General features: G+C 65.8%; 18 protein-coding genes. 9 read left to right on the forward strand and 9 right to left on the reverse strand.

The window, feature by feature from the left end; genetic code table 11:
* Positions 1–150: 150 nt before the first annotated feature.
* A complete protein-coding gene (locus tag S58_RS23995) occupies positions 151–1,734 on the reverse strand; it encodes an MDR family MFS transporter (protein WP_015667969.1) in 1,584 nt (527 codons plus the stop codon).
* Positions 1,735–1,912: 178 nt separating this feature from the next.
* Positions 1,913–2,425 carry a YcgN family cysteine cluster protein gene (locus tag S58_RS24000; RefSeq protein ID WP_015667970.1) on the reverse strand — a complete coding sequence of 171 codons (513 nt, stop codon included), beginning with the start codon at positions 2,423–2,425 and terminating at the stop codon, positions 1,913–1,915.
* A gap of 341 nt (positions 2,426–2,766) precedes the next feature.
* Between S58_RS24000 and S58_RS24005 the strand changes: the two genes are divergently transcribed.
* From S58_RS24005 to S58_RS24025, 5 genes are all read left to right on the forward strand, one after another.
* Positions 2,767–5,046 carry a transglycosylase domain-containing protein gene (locus S58_RS24005; RefSeq protein WP_015667971.1) on the forward strand — a complete coding sequence of 760 codons (2,280 nt, stop codon included), beginning with the start codon at positions 2,767–2,769 and terminating at the stop codon, positions 5,044–5,046.
* A 14-nt stretch (positions 5,047–5,060) separates the two neighbouring features.
* A complete protein-coding gene (locus S58_RS24010) occupies positions 5,061–5,642 on the forward strand; it encodes a DUF1214 domain-containing protein (protein ID WP_015667972.1) in 582 nt (193 codons plus the stop codon).
* Positions 5,639–6,223 carry a DUF1254 domain-containing protein gene (locus S58_RS24015; protein WP_015667973.1) on the forward strand — a complete coding sequence of 195 codons (585 nt, stop codon included), beginning with the start codon at positions 5,639–5,641 and terminating at the stop codon, positions 6,221–6,223. Before S58_RS24010 ends, S58_RS24015 begins: the two co-directional genes overlap by 4 nt.
* 134 nt (positions 6,224–6,357) lie before the next feature.
* Positions 6,358–6,861: a CYTH domain-containing protein gene (locus tag S58_RS24020; RefSeq protein WP_015667974.1), complete on the forward strand. Its 504-nt coding sequence runs from the start codon at positions 6,358–6,360 to the stop codon at positions 6,859–6,861.
* Between the two features lie 109 nt (positions 6,862–6,970).
* A complete protein-coding gene (locus S58_RS24025; protein ID WP_015667975.1) occupies positions 6,971–8,461 on the forward strand; it encodes an acetyl-CoA hydrolase/transferase family protein in 1,491 nt (496 codons plus the stop codon).
* Here S58_RS24025 and S58_RS24030 read toward each other — a convergent pair.
* Complete coding sequence (locus tag S58_RS24030; protein ID WP_015667976.1) at positions 8,435–9,295, reverse strand: MBL fold metallo-hydrolase; 861 nt, start codon at positions 9,293–9,295, stop codon at positions 8,435–8,437. The genes S58_RS24025 and S58_RS24030 overlap by 27 nt on opposite strands.
* Before the next feature lie 103 nt (positions 9,296–9,398).
* Between S58_RS24030 and S58_RS24035 the strand changes: the two genes are divergently transcribed.
* Complete coding sequence (locus S58_RS24035; RefSeq protein ID WP_015667977.1) at positions 9,399–10,298, forward strand: LysR family transcriptional regulator; 900 nt, start codon at positions 9,399–9,401, stop codon at positions 10,296–10,298.
* Here the strand turns inward: S58_RS24035 and S58_RS24040 are convergent, their stop codons facing one another.
* Positions 10,299–11,048 carry a hypothetical protein gene (locus S58_RS24040; RefSeq protein WP_083938826.1) on the reverse strand — a complete coding sequence of 250 codons (750 nt, stop codon included), beginning with the start codon at positions 11,046–11,048 and terminating at the stop codon, positions 10,299–10,301.
* 30 nt (positions 11,049–11,078) lie between these two features.
* Positions 11,079–11,267: a hypothetical protein gene (locus tag S58_RS24045; protein ID WP_015667979.1), complete on the reverse strand. Its 189-nt coding sequence runs from the start codon at positions 11,265–11,267 to the stop codon at positions 11,079–11,081.
* Between the two features lie 397 nt (positions 11,268–11,664).
* Between S58_RS24045 and S58_RS24050 the strand changes: the two genes are divergently transcribed.
* Positions 11,665–12,630 (forward strand): DUF2336 domain-containing protein, encoded by a 966-nt coding sequence (locus S58_RS24050; protein WP_015667980.1) that lies wholly within the window; start codon positions 11,665–11,667, stop codon positions 12,628–12,630.
* A gap of 48 nt (positions 12,631–12,678) precedes the next feature.
* On the opposite strand, the gene S58_RS24055 is transcribed toward S58_RS24050, so the two are convergent.
* Genes S58_RS24055 through S58_RS24065 form a run of 3 tightly spaced genes read right to left on the reverse strand, consistent with a single transcriptional unit; the run spans position 12,679 to position 15,519 of the window.
* A complete protein-coding gene (locus tag S58_RS24055) occupies positions 12,679–13,029 on the reverse strand; it encodes a DUF1491 family protein (RefSeq protein ID WP_015667981.1) in 351 nt (116 codons plus the stop codon).
* A 53-nt stretch (positions 13,030–13,082) separates the two neighbouring features.
* Positions 13,083–13,766, reverse strand: a complete 684-nt coding sequence (locus S58_RS24060; protein ID WP_015667982.1) for a peptidoglycan-binding domain-containing protein — start codon at positions 13,764–13,766, stop codon at positions 13,083–13,085.
* Entirely contained in the window at positions 13,759–15,519 is a 1,761-nt protein-coding gene (locus S58_RS24065; RefSeq protein WP_015667983.1) for a PAS domain-containing sensor histidine kinase, read from the reverse strand. The genes S58_RS24060 and S58_RS24065 overlap by 8 nt, the downstream gene beginning before the upstream one ends.
* Positions 15,520–15,977: 458 nt before the next feature.
* On the opposite strand from S58_RS24065, the gene S58_RS24070 reads away from it, so the two are divergent.
* Positions 15,978–16,439: a DUF5330 domain-containing protein gene (locus S58_RS24070; protein WP_015667984.1), complete on the forward strand. Its 462-nt coding sequence runs from the start codon at positions 15,978–15,980 to the stop codon at positions 16,437–16,439.
* A 74-nt stretch (positions 16,440–16,513) separates the two neighbouring features.
* Positions 16,514–16,939 (forward strand): SufE family protein, encoded by a 426-nt coding sequence (locus S58_RS24075; RefSeq protein WP_042340893.1) that lies wholly within the window; start codon positions 16,514–16,516, stop codon positions 16,937–16,939.
* Between the two features lie 12 nt (positions 16,940–16,951).
* On the opposite strand, the gene S58_RS24080 is transcribed toward S58_RS24075, so the two are convergent.
* Positions 16,952–17,368, reverse strand: a complete 417-nt coding sequence (locus S58_RS24080) for a MucR family transcriptional regulator (protein ID WP_015667986.1) — start codon at positions 17,366–17,368, stop codon at positions 16,952–16,954.
* Positions 17,369–17,502 lie beyond the last annotated feature (134 nt).

A 17,502-nucleotide genomic window follows, 5' to 3' on the forward strand; every position in this document is an offset into this window, starting at 1 on the left:
GAGGCGCGCGGAGACATACCCCTCACCCGACCGACATTGCCGCACTTTCGTGCATGCCCTCTCCCACAAGGGGAGAGGGCACAATCATGAGCACCACGCACATCTTCCGACGTTCAGGCACTGCCGCAATGGTTTCGATGTTTGCCAATGCTACTCTGCCATCTCGACCGGCTCGTTGCGTGACGGGCCGGCGAGCGGCCGCTCTTCCATCAGCATCATGCAGATGGAGGCGCAGGCCAACATCGCGGTCGCTGCCGCATAGACGAAGCGGAAGGCGTGGATCATGTCGGCTTCGGCAATGCCGCTGACGGCGCCATGCGCGCCCTCGGCGAGCGAGATGTCGGCGCCGAGCACCATCAGCAGGATGGCGCTGAAGGCCGCGACCGTGAACGACGACATCATCGAGCGGAAGAAGTTCATGGCGCCGGTGATGGTGCCGATCTGCGAGCGGTCGACCGCGTTCTGCAGCGACACCACCGAAATCGGGAACGCCGTGCCGAGTCCGATGCCGAAGACCGACAGCAGCGCCATCAGCACCCAGAGTGACGGCGTCGTGACCGTCATGACCGCGGCTGCGACGGTCCCGATCAGGGTTCCGACGATGGCGACACGCTTGTAGTGCTTGACCCGGGCCATGGTGCGGCCGGCAATCGCAGCGCCAAAGGTCGAGATCGCCGCGATCGGGATCAGGCCGAGGCCGGCTTCGCTCGGGGTCAGATGATAGACCAGCTCATAATACAACGGCAGGTGGACCGTGAGCCCGATCAGCGCACCCAGCGCGCAGCCGCTCGCCATCAAGCCGTAGGGCACGACCGTGCCGCCCATCAAAGGCAGCGGCAGGAACGGCTCGTCCGCCCGCTTTGAATGCCAGACGAAGCCAAGCCCGAGCGCCACGGCACTGCCGACCATCGCCAGAATGGTCGGCGAAAGCCAGGCCAGCTTGTGGCCGCCCCAGGTCAACACCAGCATGAAGACGACGGCGGAGGCCATCAGCAGCAGGCCGCCCGCCCAGTCGACCTTGCGCAGCCGGTGATAGACCGGCAGCCGGCCCATCTTGGGCAGCAGTAGCGCCAATGCGGCGACCGCGAGCGGGACGTTGATCCAGAAGATCATCGACCAGTGCAGATGGTCGGCGAAGAATCCGCCGATCACCGGACCCAGCAGGCCGGCAAGCAGCCAGACGCCGCTGAAATAGGCCTGGTACTGGCCGCGCTCGCGCGGGCTGACGACGTCGGAGATCACGGTCTGCACCACCGGCATGATGCCGCCACCGCCGAGTCCCTGCAGGCCGCGGGCGACGATCAGCACCGGCATGCTCGGCGCCAGCGCGCACATGACCGAGCCGACCACGAAGAGGCTGAGCGCCGTGACGATCATCGAACGGCGGCCATAGATGTCGCACAAAGTGCCGAACACCGGCGCCACGGCGGTCGAGGCCAGCAGATACGCGGTGATCACCCAGGACAGATTGGTGACGTCCTGGAACTCGCGGCCGATGGTCGGCAGCGCTGTCGCGACGATGGTCTGGTCGAGCGCGGCCAGGAACATCGTCAGCAGCAGGCTCATCAGGATGGTGCGGACCTCGGCCGGGGTCAGCGGCACCGGGGGCGCCAGCGACGGCGCATCCTCGATCGCCTGCACCTGCGGCGGAATGGCCGGCAGCTCTGCGGCAATCTCTTCGGGCAAGGATTGGGACGCGGCAGGATAATGGCTCTGCCGATCGAACTTGTTCATGGGATGAATGCTGTGCCGGGCGCGACAAACGCCGCGCAGATTCACTGGATAGCGAACTACTTAGGGCATAATTTTCCCTTGCGGCAGCGGTTTCAGCGCATGGGTGCATCCCGACGCACGATGACGGTCGCGGCGAATTGAATTGCTGCGAGCGCGAAGTGATCGAAACCGAAAGGGTCTATTTCGGCCGGCGCTTCAGCTTGGCGCGCTTTGGCAGCAGCACCGGCCATTGCACGATGTGATCCTCGAGCTGGTCGGCCGGCACGTTGTCCTCGGTGCCCTCGACACGGCCGCGCACGGAGACGCCCGCTTCATGTACCGTCTGGGGATCGCCCGAAATCAAAGGGTGCCACCAGTAGAGATCGCGTCCCTCCGCGGCCAGGCGGTAGCCGCAGCTCGGCGGCAGCCAGGTGATGGTGCGGACGTTCTCAGGTGTCAGGCGAACGCAATCGGATACCTGTTCGGACCGGTTCGGGTAGTCCTTGCAGGCACATAGCCCCGCATCCAGAAGCCTGCAGGAAATGTGCGTGAAATAGATGTCGCCGGTATCTTCGTCCTCGAGCTTCTCCAGGCAGCAGCGCCCGCAGCCGTCGCACAGGCTTTCCCATTCCACCTCGGACATCTCTTCCAAGGTCTTGGTTTTCCAGAACAATCCCTCCTGGTCGGAGGGACGTTTGAGCGGTGCGGTCATAAGGCGAATCCAAGCGGAGGGCGGCGTGGCCGCCATCTAGGTGCCGAGCCCCGAGCCGCGCAAGGGGCGGCATGACTGTTCAGGCACGACGTTAGCTTTGTGCATCAAATTGTGAGCGGAACCATTGGTTTGTGCCCCCTGCTCGGCTAGATAGGATAGTGAGTCACTCCGGCGGCGGCGCCGGCAACGCGGCTTAGGTGCGGGACCTCCGGTCGAGGTGCCCAACTTTGCAGTGCCTTGGGTTTGCCGCAACAATCGCGCAAGACCCTTCGATGGCCCCAGCCTCCGTGCTGAGTGCTTTCGAAGCCCGCTGACACGCTTTCGAAACGACCAGGGTTCCCGTGCGGCAGATCATTCCAGACGATTGGAAGAAGCGGATCAACAATTTCCGCCTGGATCTCGACGCCCGCTTCGATTCGGCGCTGTTCTCCTCCCTGCGCGGCACCCGCGAACTCTACGAGCGCTATTCGGCGTTCATGGACCGATTCTATGTCGGCGGCTGGAAGCGCTGGGTGTTCGTCGAGCCACTGTCGGAAGCGGCCACGATCGGTCTCGGCGGCCTGGTCCTGATGCTCGCATTGGCGATCCCCGCTTTCCGGGAAACCGCTGACGAGGACTGGCTGAAGAAATCCGACCTCGCGGTCACCTTCCTCGACCGCTACGGCAGCCCGATCGGCAGCCGCGGCATCAAGCACAACGACTCGATTCCGCTCGAAGACTTCCCGGACAATCTGATCAAGGCGACGCTCGCCACCGAGGATCGCCGCTTCTACGACCATTTCGGCATCGACATCGCCGGCACCGCGCGCGCGCTCGTGACCAACGCCCAGGCCGGCGGCGTCCGCCAGGGTGGCTCCTCGATCAGCCAGCAGCTCGCCAAGAACCTGTTCCTGTCGAACGAGCGCACCATCGAGCGCAAGGTCAACGAGGCATTCCTGGCGATCTGGCTCGAAACCCGACTGACCAAGAACGAGATCCTCAAGCTCTATCTCGACCGCGCCTATATGGGCGGCGGCACCTTCGGCGTCGACGGCGCGGCGCATTTCTACTTCAACAAGTCGGTGCGCGACATCAACCTGTCGGAAGCGGCGATGCTGGCCGGCCTGTTCAAGGCGCCGACCAAGTTCGCCCCGCACATCAACCTGCCGGCCGCGCGCGCCCGCGCCAACGTCGTGCTCGACAACCTGGTCGATGCCGGCTTCATGACCGAGGGCCAGGTGTTCGGCGCCCGCCGCAATCCTGCCTTCGCGGTCGACCGCCGCGACGAGAGCTCGCCCAACTACTATCTCGACTATGCCTTCGACGAGATGCGCAAGCTGGTCGACACGTTCCCGAAATCCTACACCGAGCGCGTGTTCGTGGTGCGGACCTCGATCGACATGAACGTGCAGCACGCGGCTGACGAGGCGATCGAGAACCAGCTGCGCCAGTTCGGCCGCGACTACCACGCGACGCAGGCGGCGACGGTCGTCTCCGACCTCGATGGCGGCATCCGCGCCATGGTCGGCGGCCGGGATTATGGCGCCAGCCAGTTCAACCGTGCCACCGATGCCTACCGGCAGCCGGGCTCGTCGTTCAAGCCTTATGTCTATACGACCGCGCTGCTGAACGGCTTCAAGCCGACCTCCATCGTGGTCGACGGCCCGGTCTGCATCGGCAACTGGTGCCCGCAGAATTATGGCCACTCTTACTCCGGCTCGGTGACCCTGACCCAGGCGATCACCCGCTCCATCAACGTCGTGCCAGTCAAGCTGTCGATCGCGCTCGGCGGCAAGGAGGGCCCCAAGGCCGGCCGCGCCAAGATCATCGAGGTCGCCCGCCGCTTCGGACTCAAGGCACCGCTGCCCGACACGCCGTCGATGCCGATCGGCTCCGACGAGGTGACCGTGCTCGAGCATGCGGTCGCCTATGCCACCTTCCCGAACAAGGGCCGAGCGGTGACGCCTCACTCGGTGCTGGAGGTCCGCACCGGCGCCGGCGACCTGGTCTGGCGCTGGGACCGCGACGGTCCGAAACCGAAGCAGGCGATCCCGGCCTCGGTCGCCGCCGACATGGCGGGCATGATGAGCCACGTCGTCAGCGAAGGCACCGCGCGCCGCGCCGCGCTCGACGGCATCCCGACCGCCGGCAAGACCGGCACCACCAACGCCTACCGCGACGCCTGGTTCGTCGGCTACACCGGCAACTTCACCTGCGCGGTCTGGTACGGCAATGACGACTATTCGCCGACCAACCGCATGACCGGCGGCTCGCTGCCGGCGCAGACCTGGCACGACATAATGGTCGCGGCGCATCAGGGCGTCGAGGTCAAGGAACTGCCCGGCGTCGGCATGGGCGAGAAGCTGCCGCAGCCGGTGAACGCGGCGATGGCGCAGGCCGGCCAGCCGAAGACGCTCGAGATCAAGCCGGGCCCACCACCGGTGCTGACCCGACGCGGCGCGGAGGTCCTGGTCCAGGTAGAGAAGATGCTCGACGATGCGGCACGCGTCGCCGAGAAGGCGGTGCCCGCCGACCCGCGCAAGCCCGGCAAGCCGGTGTCGTCGAGCGCGCTCGCCTTTCCTGAAAACTACGCCGCGGCCACCGCTGACGGCGTGACCACCCCTGCCCTGCGCAAGAACTGACGACAGCGATTCCCGTGCGGCTGCTTTTCATCACCTCGATTGCGCTCCTGATCGCCACCGGCGTCGGCATCGGCGCGACCTGGATGACCACGACGCGCGGCACCGAGTTCGGCACGCTCACGATCGGCGCCTGGACGGCACGCCCGAAGACCGGCACGGCCGACGTCGACCCCTATGCGCGCGCCACCATCACCCGCAATGGCGAGCTGCCGATCGGCACCGGCGACGGCGTCGCCTTCACCGCCACCGCTGACGACAAGAAGAAGCCGCTCGACGGCCGCTGCGACATCCTCGTCAGCGGCGTGACGCCGCCCGCCCGCTTCTGGACGCTCACGCTGTACGACCGCAAAGGCCATCTCGTCGCCAACACGCTGCAGCGCTACGGCTTCACCAGCCAGGAGCTGGTGCGCGGCGCCGACGGCTCGTTCGAGATCCGCGTGGCCGCGCGCTCGCGCTCCGGCAACTGGCTGCCGACCGGCGGCATCGAACGCTATGCGCTGATGCTGCGGCTCTACGACACCCCGGTGGGCGTGGCGACGCGCACGCAGCGTGACGCGCCGATGCCTGCGATCACGACCGTGGGCTGCCCCTCATGATCCGGCTGCTGTTCACCGTTGTCGTTGGTGTGCTGCTCGGCGGCGTCGTGCATCTCGTCAGCGTGCTGGCGCTGCCGCGGATCTCGACGCAGGACGCCTATTCGCGGCTGACGCCGATGACCAAGCTGAACGCCGTCACGCCGCTGCCGCTCGCCGATCCCGGCAACTCGCCGATGCCGTTCATGGACCCGGCGTTCGCGATGGCAATCTGCCGCTATGATCTGTCCGAAGGCCCGCTCAAGCTCACGGTTCCCGTGAGCCAGGCCTACACGTCGGTGTCGTTCTACACGCGCAACGAGATCGCCTATTACGCGATCAACGACCGCTCGGCGGGCAAGCGCGTGATCGAGTTGGACTTGATGACTGAGGCCCAGCACGAAGACCTGCCCGAGGACGAAGAGATCACCGCCGCTGACCGGCTCATCATCGATTCGCCGAGCGCGACCGGCCTGATCGTGCTGAAGGCGCTGGCCGCCGAACCAGGCCTCATGCCGCAGGCGCAGGCCTCCCTTGCAGCGGCCAGCTGCGGCACCCAGGCCGAGCCGCCGGCGAAATCGGAGAAGCCGCGCGGCAAGCGGTAAGACGCTACGACGGCCTGGGATCAGCAGGTTGGATCAGCAGGACAACGCTCTCTTCATCCTTCGTGGCATAGTCGTTGTCGCTCGCCGCTGCTATGACGCACCAGGACGGCGGAGCTTCGCTCAAAAAGTAGGTCATGCCACTCGAAATCGAACGGAAGTTTCTCGTCAAGTCCGACGCATGGCGGGACCAGGCGACACATAGCGAGCGTCTTCGCGATGGTCTCGTCGCACGTCAGGACGGCCTCAAGGTTCGCGTCCGCTGCTACGGCAATCGGACGACGCTCTGCGTCAAGAGTGGCCGGCGCGGGCTGTCACGGGAGGAATTCGAATACGACATCCCGCGTGATCACGCCGAGGCGATCTTCGCCCATTGCGAGGGGCGCATCCTGGAGAAGACGCGTCACTACGTGCCCGGCGAAAGCGGCATCTGGGAAGTCGACGTCTATCACGAGGCGCTCGAGGGCACGATCATCGCCGAAATCGAGCTGCCGACCGAAACAACGGTCGTGAAGCTTCCGGACTGGATCGGTGAGGAAGTGACCGGCGATCCGCGCTACAGCAAGGCCAACATGCTGACCGAGCGTTTGCGCGCGGCAAAGGTCCGGGAGCTCCGACGCGCGTGCCTTGCAAGCCAGTGATGCGCGGACGACCCGCCGCCGATTGACCCGTATCAAGTCACCCGCGAATTGCACATCCTAAACAGCGCGGGTTTTGGCGGTCCGAACGATCGCGCACGGAGTTGGCACGATGAGTTCATCGCAGGTGATGTCGCAGGCGCTGCGCGCCAAGGTCATGTCGGCGGAGGATGCCGCCGCGCTGGTCGAGCCCGGCAGCCATGTCGGCATGAGCGGCTTCACCGGCTCCGGTTATCCCAAGGCGGTGCCGCTCGCGCTGGCGCGCCGGATCGAAGCGGCACATGCGCGCGGCGAGCCATTCCGCATCGGCGTTTGGACCGGAGCCTCCACCGCACCCGAACTCGATGGTGCGCTCGCCAGGGCTGACGGCATCGACCTGCGCCTGCCCTATCAGTCCGACCCGGCGACGCGGCAGCGGATCAACGCCGGCAGCATCGACTACATCGATCTGCATCTCAGCCATGTCGCGCAGTTCGTGTGGTTCGGCTTTCTCGGCCATCTCGACGTCGCCGTGATCGAATGCGCCGGCATTCTCCCGGACGGGCGGCTGATCCCCTCGACCTCGATCGGCAACAACAAGACCTGGCTCGATCTGGCCGACCGCGTCATCATCGAGGTCAATTCGTGGATGAACCCGGCGCTGCTCGGCATGCACGACATCTATTACGGCACCCGGCTGCCGCCGCATCGCAAGCCGATCCCGATCGTGGCGCCCGGCGACCGCATCGGCGAAACCACCTATCGCTGCAATCCGGACAAGGTCATCGCCGTCGTCGAGACCCATGCACCGGACCGCAACACCAGCTTTGCAGCGCCGGACGATGTCTCCGGTGCCATTGCCGGCCACATCCTGGAGTTCTTCGAACACGAGGTGAAGCAGGGCCGCCTGCCGCGCAACCTGCTGCCGCTGCAGTCCGGCGTCGGCAATGTCGCGAACGCCGTGATGGCCGGGCTCGATGACGGCCCCTTTCCGCATCTGACCGCCTACACCGAGGTGCTGCAGGACGGCATGCTCAATTTGATCCGTTCGGGCCGCATGGATCTGGCGTCGGCGACCGCGCTGTCGCTGAGCTCGGAAGCTGCGATCGAGTTCAACCGCGAGATCGAGTTCCTGCGCGACCGCATCGTGCTGCGGCCGCAGGAGATCTCCAACCATCCCGAGGTGATCCGCCGGCTCGGCGTCATCGCGATGAACGGCATGATCGAGGCCGACATCTACGGCAACGTCAATTCGACCCATGTCCGCGGCAGCAGCATCATGAACGGCATCGGCGGCTCCGGCGACTTCGCCCGCAACGCCTATCTGTCGATCTTCATGACGCCGTCGACCGCCAAGAACGGCACCATCTCCTGCATCGTGCCGATGGTCACCCATGTCGACCACACCGAGCACGACGTGCAGATCCTGGTCACCGAGCGCGGCCTCGCCGATTTGCGCGGCCTGTCGCCGAAACAGCGCGCCCGCATCATCATCGAAAAGACCGCGCATCCGCGCTTCCAGCCGGCGCTGCTGGACTACTTCGAACGTGCCTGCCGCGATTCCGCCGGCAAGCATACGCCGCATCTGCTGGACGAATCATTCCGTCTTCTCAGGCCCGAGTGAGCGGCGCGGCCGGTCAGCACAGCCGCATGATTCGTAGTCGACGGGATCGTGACTGTTCACAATCGTGATCCTGTCGCCATGATCGCATTTGAGGCGCCGCAGCCGCTCCTGGTTGGCGACGCGCGTGGCGCGGTCCAGATCACCCTTGCGCTGAAACAGCCCGAGCAGCAGCGGCATGCGCGGCCGTGCGTCGAGCTGTCCGTGAAAGAAATACGCATCGCCGGCGTGCAACAGCCATTTGTCGCCGCGACGCACGGCCACGCCGCAATGCCCGGGCGTATGGCCCGGCAACGGGATGATCAGGATATCGCCGCTGCGATCGACGGCCGCGCGAACGCCGCGAAAGCCGAACCAGTCCTCGCCGTCGTCGCCGTAGAACTGCCAGTCGGGCCGATGGCGCCATTGCCCGGCGACATAGCGGCCGCGCGGCGGCGACGGCGCCCCCTCGACGGCCATTGCATGCTCCTTGCGATGAACGTGCACCTTCGCTCTGGGAAAGTCGCCGATGCCGCCGGCGTGGTCACGGTCGAGATGGGTGAGCAGGATGTGCCTGACCTCACCGGGCGAGAAGCCCAACGCCTTCACCTGCTGCAGCGCCGTCTCGGATGGATCCAGCCGCGGCGCGGCCTGCCTTACCCAGCGCCGCCCCAATCGTGCGGGCTCGGCGATGTCGGCAGCACCGATGCCGGTGTCGACCAGGACCAGGCCGTCGTCACTCTCGATCAGCAGGCAGTGGCAGACGAGGCGGGCGCGCGCGAACAGGCGTCCGCTGCCGCTGACCAGCCGGCCTCCGCGTGGGCACATCGTCCCCGCATTGATGTGGTGGACGCGCATCGATCTCCTCCCAGGCTTTGTCCTTTGAAATCCTGCGCATCCTTGCGGATCGCCGTGCGATAAGTAAAATATTGTTGAATGATACCAATCATAGGCTTCTCCTATGGATATCCGCGAGCTCCGCTATTTCTCCGCCGTGTTCGAGGAACGAAGCCTGACGAAGGCCGCGGCGCGCTGCTTCGTATCCCAGCCGTCGATTTCGCTGGCGATCGCCAATCTCGAGGCGGAGCTCGGCGCAGAGCTGTTCCTTCGCCATCGCAAGGGCGTCGTGCCGCTCGAGGCAGCCGAGCGCCTGCAGCCGATCGCCCGCCGCATCGTCGATGAGGCCGATGCAGCCCGCAACCTGTTCCGGCACGGCGCCCCGAAGCAGGTGCTCAAACTCGGCCTGATGCGCACCCTCGACGGACGGCGCGTGACGGCGCTGCTCAAGCCGCTCACGGCGCGCCGGGATCTCAAGCTTCACATCGTCGCTCCGACCGAGCCGGCCGACGCGCGCATTGTCGCAAAGAGCCTCGTCGGCGATGGCGAGCATTTCCTGTCGATGTGGAGTGAGCGCTATGTTGCGGCCCTCCCGCTTGCCCATCCGCTCACCTTGAAGCCGCGCCTGCGGGCGGCCGATCTCGCCGACATCGCGATGATCGACCGTTGTCATTGCGAGCACAGCGCGCTGGCCGGGCGCGGCGGCAAGCCACGGGAGATTGCCGCCATTGCTGAAACCGAGGATTGGGCCCTGGCTCTCGTTGCCGCCGGCGTCGGCGTTGCGATCGTGCCCGAAGGCGTCGTCCACAACAGAAACGACGTCGCCGTCCGCGAGATCGAGCTGACGTTGAAGCGTCAGGTGGGATTGGCCTATCCGGCGTCGCACGCACCGTCCGAGGCGCTCAAGACGCTGATCGCGACGTTGCGGGCGACAGCGCCGCAAAAGCAGCGGGCGGCAGCAAGGCGTCAAAAGCGGGTGCCGGCCAAGCCGGAACGGCGCCGGGTCAAAGTGCCGTCGGCTTAGTCAGCCGCGCGTGGTCAGCGGCCGCTCGATGAGGGGCCGCGCGGCGACCGGCGGATTGGCGGTCTGGGCGGCCAGCTCATTGATGAGGCGATCGGCGTCGGCGGCCATGCCGTCGGGTGCCTGCAGCACCAGCCGCTCCAGCGCCCAGCGATAGGATGAGACTCGCTGTTCCAGGCTGATCTGCACCCATTGCACGATCAGCGAATTCTCCTGCATGCGCGCGACCGCATCCGCCTTCTCGCGCGGCGACAGCTCGGTCATGTATTTCATGCTGGCATCGCGCTTGCGGTCGAGGTCGATGACGCGGATCGCTGAGGCGAAGAACGGCTCGAAGCGCGTGATGTCGTCGCGCACGTCGTCGATCAGCTGCTGATAGCGCGAGGCATGCGAGCGGTGCGGCTCGTCGATCAAAGCGCGGCCATAGGCGGTGCGGTCGAACACCACCTTCTGGCGCCAGGGTGACGCTGACGGCTGATAGTCGCCGAACACGGCCTTCCAGGCGGGACGCGAATGCGGCGGCTCGATCAGCGGATAAGCGAGATCGCGCAGCTGCCGCTCATTGTCGGTCAGCTGGAATTGCGAGGGCTTGACGCCGACGCTGGCGGTGGCTTCCGCCCCGATCCATTTATGCATGTCGTCGTTGCGCATATCGGCGCGGGTGCGGCCGAAGTCACCGCCGCTGCAGGCGCTGAGCAGCTCACCAACGAGAAGGACTGCAAGGATCGGCGCTACACGCCGGACCGGAAGCATCATGGCCGGCATTCCCATTCCCCCGGATGGTCAGCGGCGACGGCGGCGGCGGCTCGGAGCGGTGCCCTCGCGGGGGCCGCGATCGTCGGTCGTGCTCTCGCGCTCGATCCGAACGACGGGGAGAATCAGGATCGTTCCCATGCCCTCCTGCGGCGCGCCGGTCACGGCAGGCCGCGCGCGGCGCGCAACGTCCGCCGGGAATTCAATGATGGTCGCCATGTCTACTCTCTTTCGTGCCCGAAGTTCTTACCCCCTAAAACCTCCCCATCGCCCGAACTTCGCAGGCAAGAGGGCACGCACAACTGACGATCACGAATGCCGAGCTCATGAAGCAGCGAGGAGGCATCCGGCGCGGCGAAGATCAGGCCGGCCGCGTGACGAGGCCAAGGCGAGATCATCGAACGGGTCGATTAAGATCAGGACGTGGTTAAGAGGTTCTTAATGCGCACACGATGAACACGGATCGCGTGCAGAGGCCGGGGAAATGGCGAGCCAGCGTTGCGCCTTTGTCTCACCGGGCAATTTCGGCCCATCTTCACCGATTATTTTCCTTAACGGCCCATTAAAACAACTGGGCTCTAATCCGCGCAACGATTGCCGAAGTTGCGTACCCGACATGACAAGATCATCGCTGTTCCCCGGCTTCGACGGGCTGCTCACGCTCTCGCGCCGCGAAGGAGTCGACATCAAGCCGACCTTGCTGCGCGTGCTGACCGACCTCTATGTTCAGGCGAGCGCGCATTCCGCCGATGAGGAGCGGCAATTCGTCGAGCTGGCCTCCCGGCTCGTCGACGACGTCGATGATGCCACCCGTGCGGCGGTGCGGGCGCGCCTTGCCATCTATCCGGCGACGCCGGTCGAGATCCTCAAGAAGCTCGGGCTGCGCCCGGCGCAGGACGAGACGGCGCTGTCGCTCGCAGGCCCCCTTCCCGTAGCGCTGCGATCGCCGCCGTCCAGGATGACGACGCGGGATGACGCGGCCGCCCCGGGGCTGTCGATGCAGCCGAAGGATGCCGCCGAGCTCAGCGAGATGTTCATGCGCGCGGCGCCGAACGAGCGCATCACCATCCTGCAGAATCTCGCCACGACACCGCTGAAGCCGGCCGCGCCGACGCCGCAGCACCGCGCGGCGCACGCGATCGAGGCGCTGGAGATGGCGGCGTTCAATGCCGACGTCGAAACGTTCACGACCGAGCTCGGCGAAAGCCTGATCCTGCCTGCACGCATCACCCTCGAGGTCGTGAATGATCCGAGCGGCGAGCCGCTCGCCTGCGCCGCGAAGGCCTTGGGCATGCCCGCACCGGTGTTCGAGCGGGTGCTGCTGTTCCTCAAGCCGGAGATCGGTCAGTCGGTCCAGACCGTTTTCAGGCTGTCCCGCTTCTACGGGCGTCTCAGCGAGCGCGCGGCGTTGATCATGCTGGCGGCATGGCGAGGCTCGGCCATGGCGGCGATCAGGGCCAAGCATCGCACCGCGCTCTATGATGATGAGCGCCAGCACGTCCGCGCGAGCACCGCGCGGACCGGCACGCATGGCCCTTCCAAGCCGATCGTGCGCACGGGAACCGAAGGCTTCAAACGCTGACGAGGCGGCCTTCGGGCAGAGCGCCGTCCCGGCTGCCGATACAGCGGATTACGGTTGTTCGCGCGCGAGATCGAGGAAATGGCGGCCCTGCTTGTCCTCGGTCTCGACGATCCAGGCATCGGGGTCGAAGCGCAGCTCCTTGCGGAGACGCTCGTCGACCTCGAACTCTGCCATCGGCTGCGGCGACGCCGGCACGAAAAGGCGTTCGAACGGCCGGCTATCGTCATAGACGGTCTGCGGCGCCGGCACGTAGAGCTGAGCCGTGCGATCCATCAACGCGACCTTGATGAAGACGGCGCCCGCCTCCTCCGCGCCGCGGCGACTGACCGCGCCGAACACGCCGGCCGACTGGCAGCGCCGGAGATAGGCGCTGACCCAGATGCTCGTTTTCAAGCGCATGATGATTCAAGCCAGAATGAAAGCGCGCTGCCATGCGCAGCCGACGGCCTGCTCTATTCGATCGGGTGACCGATGACAATTGCAAGCTCGCGCACCAGGCGGTCCGAGACCTGGCCGGTGACCGGCAACTTGCGCTCACGCTCGAACTTCTGGATCGCGGTCTGGGTATCGGAACCGATCATCCCGGTCGGCTTCAATTGACCGTAGCCATATTCGGTCAGCGCACGCTGAATGGCGGCGACGCGGCGCGCATTGCCGCCCTGCTGCGTGGGCTGCGGGCGCGGCGTGTTGCCCTGGCCGCCGCTGACCGACCTGACGAGATCCGCCAGGGGGTCGGCATATTTCTGATCCGACCGCGCATCCGCCGTTCGCTGATCGGCCGCCCTCTGTTCGGCTGGACGGGTCTCGATCACCTTCGGATCAAAGGGAGAGATCGCGGCTTCCATCGGCCGAGGCCGCGGCAACGGGTTGGAGCTGGCGAGCACGGGCGGAATGGTCACAATGGAACCGAACATCGGCGCCGGATGCGGCCCCGATTGCAGGAACACGGCATTCACGATGATCGCGCTGACGGCGGCGCAGGCCAGCATGCCGGCAAACAGATCCTTCGGACTGTAGAGCATGGCCCGCATCAGCCAGCCGCGACCATCAGCAGCTTCGACCACGGCGGCGGCCGCAGTGGCGCGCTTGCGACGGCGCGGCGGCGCCGGATCATCCTCTGAAGCTCGTCTAGGCACTCTTCTTCACCTGAAACACCTGCCCTGTCTGGACAGAGCGCGAAGGTGGCAGCGGCGTGATGGTGGCGCCGATGGTCGCCTCCGCGACGAAATTGATCGGGAGGGCGATCGTGACCGTCGTCCCCTCGTCGAGCTTGCTTTCTATCGACATTTCGCCGCCGTGCAAGTTCACGAGGCTCTTCACGATCGAGAGACCGAGTCCGGTTCCCTCGTGACGGCGCTGATAGGTCTTGCCGGCCTGGAAAAAGGGATCGCCGATGCGCTTGAGATCGTCGGCCGCTATGCCGACGCCGGTATCCGTGATTCGCATCAGCAGGCGCGAGCCATCGACACCGGCGGACACCGCCACCCGGCCGCCGCGCTCGGTGAACTTGATGGCGTTGGAAACGAGGTTGAGCACGATCTGCTTGAAGGCGCGCGGATCGCCGGTGATGACAGGCAGATCATGCGGCGCATCTGCCGACAGATCGACGCCGTTTTCGCGCGCGCGCAGTGCCAGCAGGTTGCAGCAATTGATCAGGGCCGCGCGCGGCGCAAACGGCTCCGGCGTGATCTCGAAATTGCCGGACTCCATCTTCGACATATCGAGGATGCCGTTCACGACCGACAGCAGATGCTGGCCGGAATCGTTGATCAGCTGCGCGTATTCGCGGCGACGGGCTGCGTTCAGCACCAGCGCCTGCTCCTGCATCAGCATCTCCGAGAAGCCGATGATGGCATTGAGCGGCGTGCGCAGCTCGTGGCTCATGGTCGCGAGGAACCGCGTCTTGGCTGCGTCGGCGCGCTCCGCCGCGCTGCGTGCCAGCTCGAGCGCCTGCTCCTGCAGCTTGCGATCGGTGACGTCGCGCATGACGGCGACCACTTCCTGCTCCGGTCCCTTCGTCAGGCCGGCGCGATCGAGCGGTCGGCAGCGCATCTCGACCCAGATGAAATCGACCGGTTGATGCGCGCCACGGCCCTCGCCCGGCGCATCACGCCGCAGACGGAACTCGACGCTCGAGGCTTCGCTGCCGCCGGCAGCTTCCGACAGCGCCGTGAGATAGGCCGGCCGGTCGGCAACGTGGACGCGCTCGAACAGGCCATGCCCATGCAGCTGAGCCACCGGCGCTCCGAGCAGCGTCTCGACCGCCGGCGAAATGAACATGACCGCTCCGTTGCGGCGTTGGCGCGAGATCACGTCGCTCATGTTGCGGGCGAGCAGACGATAGCGCTCCTCCTCCATCGACAGCAGCGTCACGCTGGTGCGCGCGAGCGTGTCGGCGGCGAAGGCGAGCACGGCCGCGTAGAGCGTGGCGGAAGCGACGCCGAAGGCGAGCAGCGTGCTCCGCAACTCCGGATTCGTCTCGGGCTTCGGCAGCCAGCCGAAATGCCCGATGAAGATCAACAGCAGCGCGCATGACAGTGCGAGCGCAGCGGAAAACACGACGACGCGGCGCGATGCCGAGAACGCAGCCTCCAAGGGGATGACGATCAGCCACACGGCTGCAAAGGAGTCGATGCCGCCGCTCTTGATCGACACCGCCATGATCAGTGCGGACAGCGCCAGCGACGACAGCGCGCAGGCGCTCTCATAGCGACCGGTGCGCGACAGATACCAGGACAGCAGGATCGGCGCGATCAGCCACGCGAAGGCACCGACTTCCAACGCGCTCGGCGCGCCGCGCATCGCGAGATAGGCCGGGAACGCCGCGAACACGGCGAGGCTGCCAAGCAGGCGCGGCGCGATGAAGGCGCGATGGCGCGCGCGCGTCATCGCATCAGTTCGAGCCGATGGATGCAATAACGCATCGAGACAATCGCGGATGATACTCAACACACTCACGGCTCTCGCGCCTCGGCCTGTCGGTTTGTTCTCGAGAAGAGAGAACGCGCCGGGACGCCCCCTGTCGTCGTAAGTCACCGTGTCAGACTCGCATTAAGCGAACGCTAAGGGCACGGCTGCGGTGGCGAGGCCATTCAGCCGGGATGGTGAATGCATCGTTTCCGGCCGCGGCGACGGTTGCGAAAGCGCCGCGATCTACAGCCGGTTGCAAGACGCACGCGGCGCGTGCCAACGGAAAATTTACGTCGAAAAAAGTTCGGCGCCCGGTTTCGCGAATTCTCAACCAATTAAGCCCAATGCAAGCAGTCGCGACATAAAACAAAGCAGCTGCGATCTCGCTGGCGCGGTCAGGACAGACGCGAGATCAGCAGCCCGGTCGGGGTTGCGTGATGTTCTTTCTGCTTCGGATGGCATTCTGGCTCGGGCTCGTGCTGGTGCTGCTGCCGCGCGAGAAGAGCCCGGACACCGACAAGCTGCCGCAGATCAATGCGCATGAGGCGGTGCAGGCCGCGACCGCGGCCGTCTCGGACATGAGCCAGTTCTGCAAGCGCCAGCCGCAGGCCTGCGAGGTCGGCGGCCAGGCGGCGACCGTGATCGGTCACCGCGCCCAGGAAGGTGCGCGCAAGATCTACCAGATCATCACCGACAAGCCCGAAACCGCAGAGAAGCCGACCGCCGCCGACAAGTTCATCGGCCCGGTGAAGCCCGCCAGTCTCAACAGGCGCGCCAACGATCAAACCGGCTCGATCGATCCGCCGGCGGTCGAGGAGGTTCCCGCAAGCGACGCTCCGGCCGACACGCTCTCCGCCGATGATCTCGCCGCCGAATGGCATCTGCCGACGACGCCCTGATTGCAGCGGAACCGAGTGTCGCTTTCGTCCTCCCGAACGCCTATATCAGGGTCTGGACGGGACCGAAGAGCACCATGACGATCGACGATATCCGCGACAATTTTGCCCTGCTGGACGATTGGGACGACCGCTACCGATACGTGATCGAGCTCGGCCGCACCCTGGCGCCGATGCCCGAGGACGAGCACTCCGCCGCCAACAAGGTGCAGGGCTGCGCGAGCCAGGTCTGGCTGTCGAAGCACGTCGATGGCAGCCGCGCCGTGCCGGTGCTGAACTATCTCGGCGACAGCGATGCCCACATCGTCCGCGGCCTGATCGCGATCCTGCTGACGCTCTATTCGGGACGGACGCCGCAGGAGATCATGACCATCGATGCGCCCGCCGTGTTCGAGGAACTCGGATTCCGCGAGCACCTCACGCCGCAGCGCTCCAATGGCCTGCGCTCGATGGTGGAGCGCATCCGCCGGGACGCTCGCGAAGCGCTCGCTGCGGCATCCTGATCGGTCCGGCTGCTACTTCTCACGCTCCGGGCGCTGCTGTCCCAGGCCCATTTTCTTGGCGAGCTGCGACCGGGTCACCGCGTAGTTGGGTGCCACCATCGGATAGTCCGCGGGCAGGTTCCATTTGTCGCGATACTGCTCCGGGGTCATGTTGTACTGCGTGCGCAGATGCCGCCGCAGCGACTTGAAGCGCTTGCCGTCTTCGAGACAGACCAGATAGTCCGGATGGATCGACTTCTTCACCGGGACGGCGGGCCGGGCCGGCTCGGGCGCCGGCTCGCTGCGCCCGGCCGCAACGCGCGTGAGCGCGGCATGCACCTGGCTGATGAGCGAGGGAATCTCCGCCGCCGGAGTCGGGTTGTTGCTGAGATAGGCCGAGACGATGTCGGCCGTCAGATCGATAAAGCTCTTGCCGGCCGCTTCGGTCATCGAAAACTCACCCCCGCTCCCGCGCGCCCACTTCGTTCGCAAGTATCACCCTGCCGAGCGGCCGCTTTGTCTTACGATTTTCCAAGCAATATGGGCAAATGACTGGCGAAATGACAAGAAGGTGAGGACTTCTT

Source organism: Bradyrhizobium oligotrophicum S58 (assembly GCF_000344805.1).
Lineage (GTDB): Bacteria > Pseudomonadota > Alphaproteobacteria > Rhizobiales > Xanthobacteraceae > Bradyrhizobium > Bradyrhizobium oligotrophicum.

Excerpts from the sequence above, each read along its gene's own strand:
- S58_RS24065 (WP_015667983.1), bottom strand. The coding sequence starts at position 15,519 with ATGACGCGCGCGCGCCATCGCGCCTTCATCGCGCCGCGCCTGCTTGGC.
- S58_RS24020 (WP_015667974.1), top strand. The coding sequence starts at position 6,358 with ATGCCACTCGAAATCGAACGGAAGTTTCTCGTCAAGTCCGACGCATGG.
- S58_RS24045 (WP_015667979.1), bottom strand. The coding sequence starts at position 11,267 with ATGGCGACCATCATTGAATTCCCGGCGGACGTTGCGCGCCGCGCGCGG.
- S58_RS24040 (WP_083938826.1), bottom strand. The coding sequence starts at position 11,048 with ATGCTTCCGGTCCGGCGTGTAGCGCCGATCCTTGCAGTCCTTCTCGTT.
- S58_RS24070 (WP_015667984.1), top strand. The coding sequence starts at position 15,978 with ATGTTCTTTCTGCTTCGGATGGCATTCTGGCTCGGGCTCGTGCTGGTG.
- S58_RS24000 (WP_015667970.1), bottom strand. The coding sequence starts at position 2,425 with ATGACCGCACCGCTCAAACGTCCCTCCGACCAGGAGGGATTGTTCTGG.
- S58_RS24030 (WP_015667976.1), bottom strand. The coding sequence starts at position 9,295 with ATGCGCGTCCACCACATCAATGCGGGGACGATGTGCCCACGCGGAGGC.
- S58_RS24055 (WP_015667981.1), bottom strand. The coding sequence starts at position 13,029 with ATGCGCTTGAAAACGAGCATCTGGGTCAGCGCCTATCTCCGGCGCTGC.
- S58_RS24075 (WP_042340893.1), top strand. The coding sequence starts at position 16,514 with ATGACGATCGACGATATCCGCGACAATTTTGCCCTGCTGGACGATTGG.
- S58_RS24050 (WP_015667980.1), top strand. The coding sequence starts at position 11,665 with ATGACAAGATCATCGCTGTTCCCCGGCTTCGACGGGCTGCTCACGCTC.
- S58_RS24025 (WP_015667975.1), top strand. The coding sequence starts at position 6,971 with ATGAGTTCATCGCAGGTGATGTCGCAGGCGCTGCGCGCCAAGGTCATG.
- S58_RS24015 (WP_015667973.1), top strand. The coding sequence starts at position 5,639 with ATGATCCGGCTGCTGTTCACCGTTGTCGTTGGTGTGCTGCTCGGCGGC.
- S58_RS24080 (WP_015667986.1), bottom strand. The coding sequence starts at position 17,368 with ATGACCGAAGCGGCCGGCAAGAGCTTTATCGATCTGACGGCCGACATC.
- S58_RS24035 (WP_015667977.1), top strand. The coding sequence starts at position 9,399 with ATGGATATCCGCGAGCTCCGCTATTTCTCCGCCGTGTTCGAGGAACGA.
- S58_RS23995 (WP_015667969.1), bottom strand. The coding sequence starts at position 1,734 with ATGAACAAGTTCGATCGGCAGAGCCATTATCCTGCCGCGTCCCAATCC.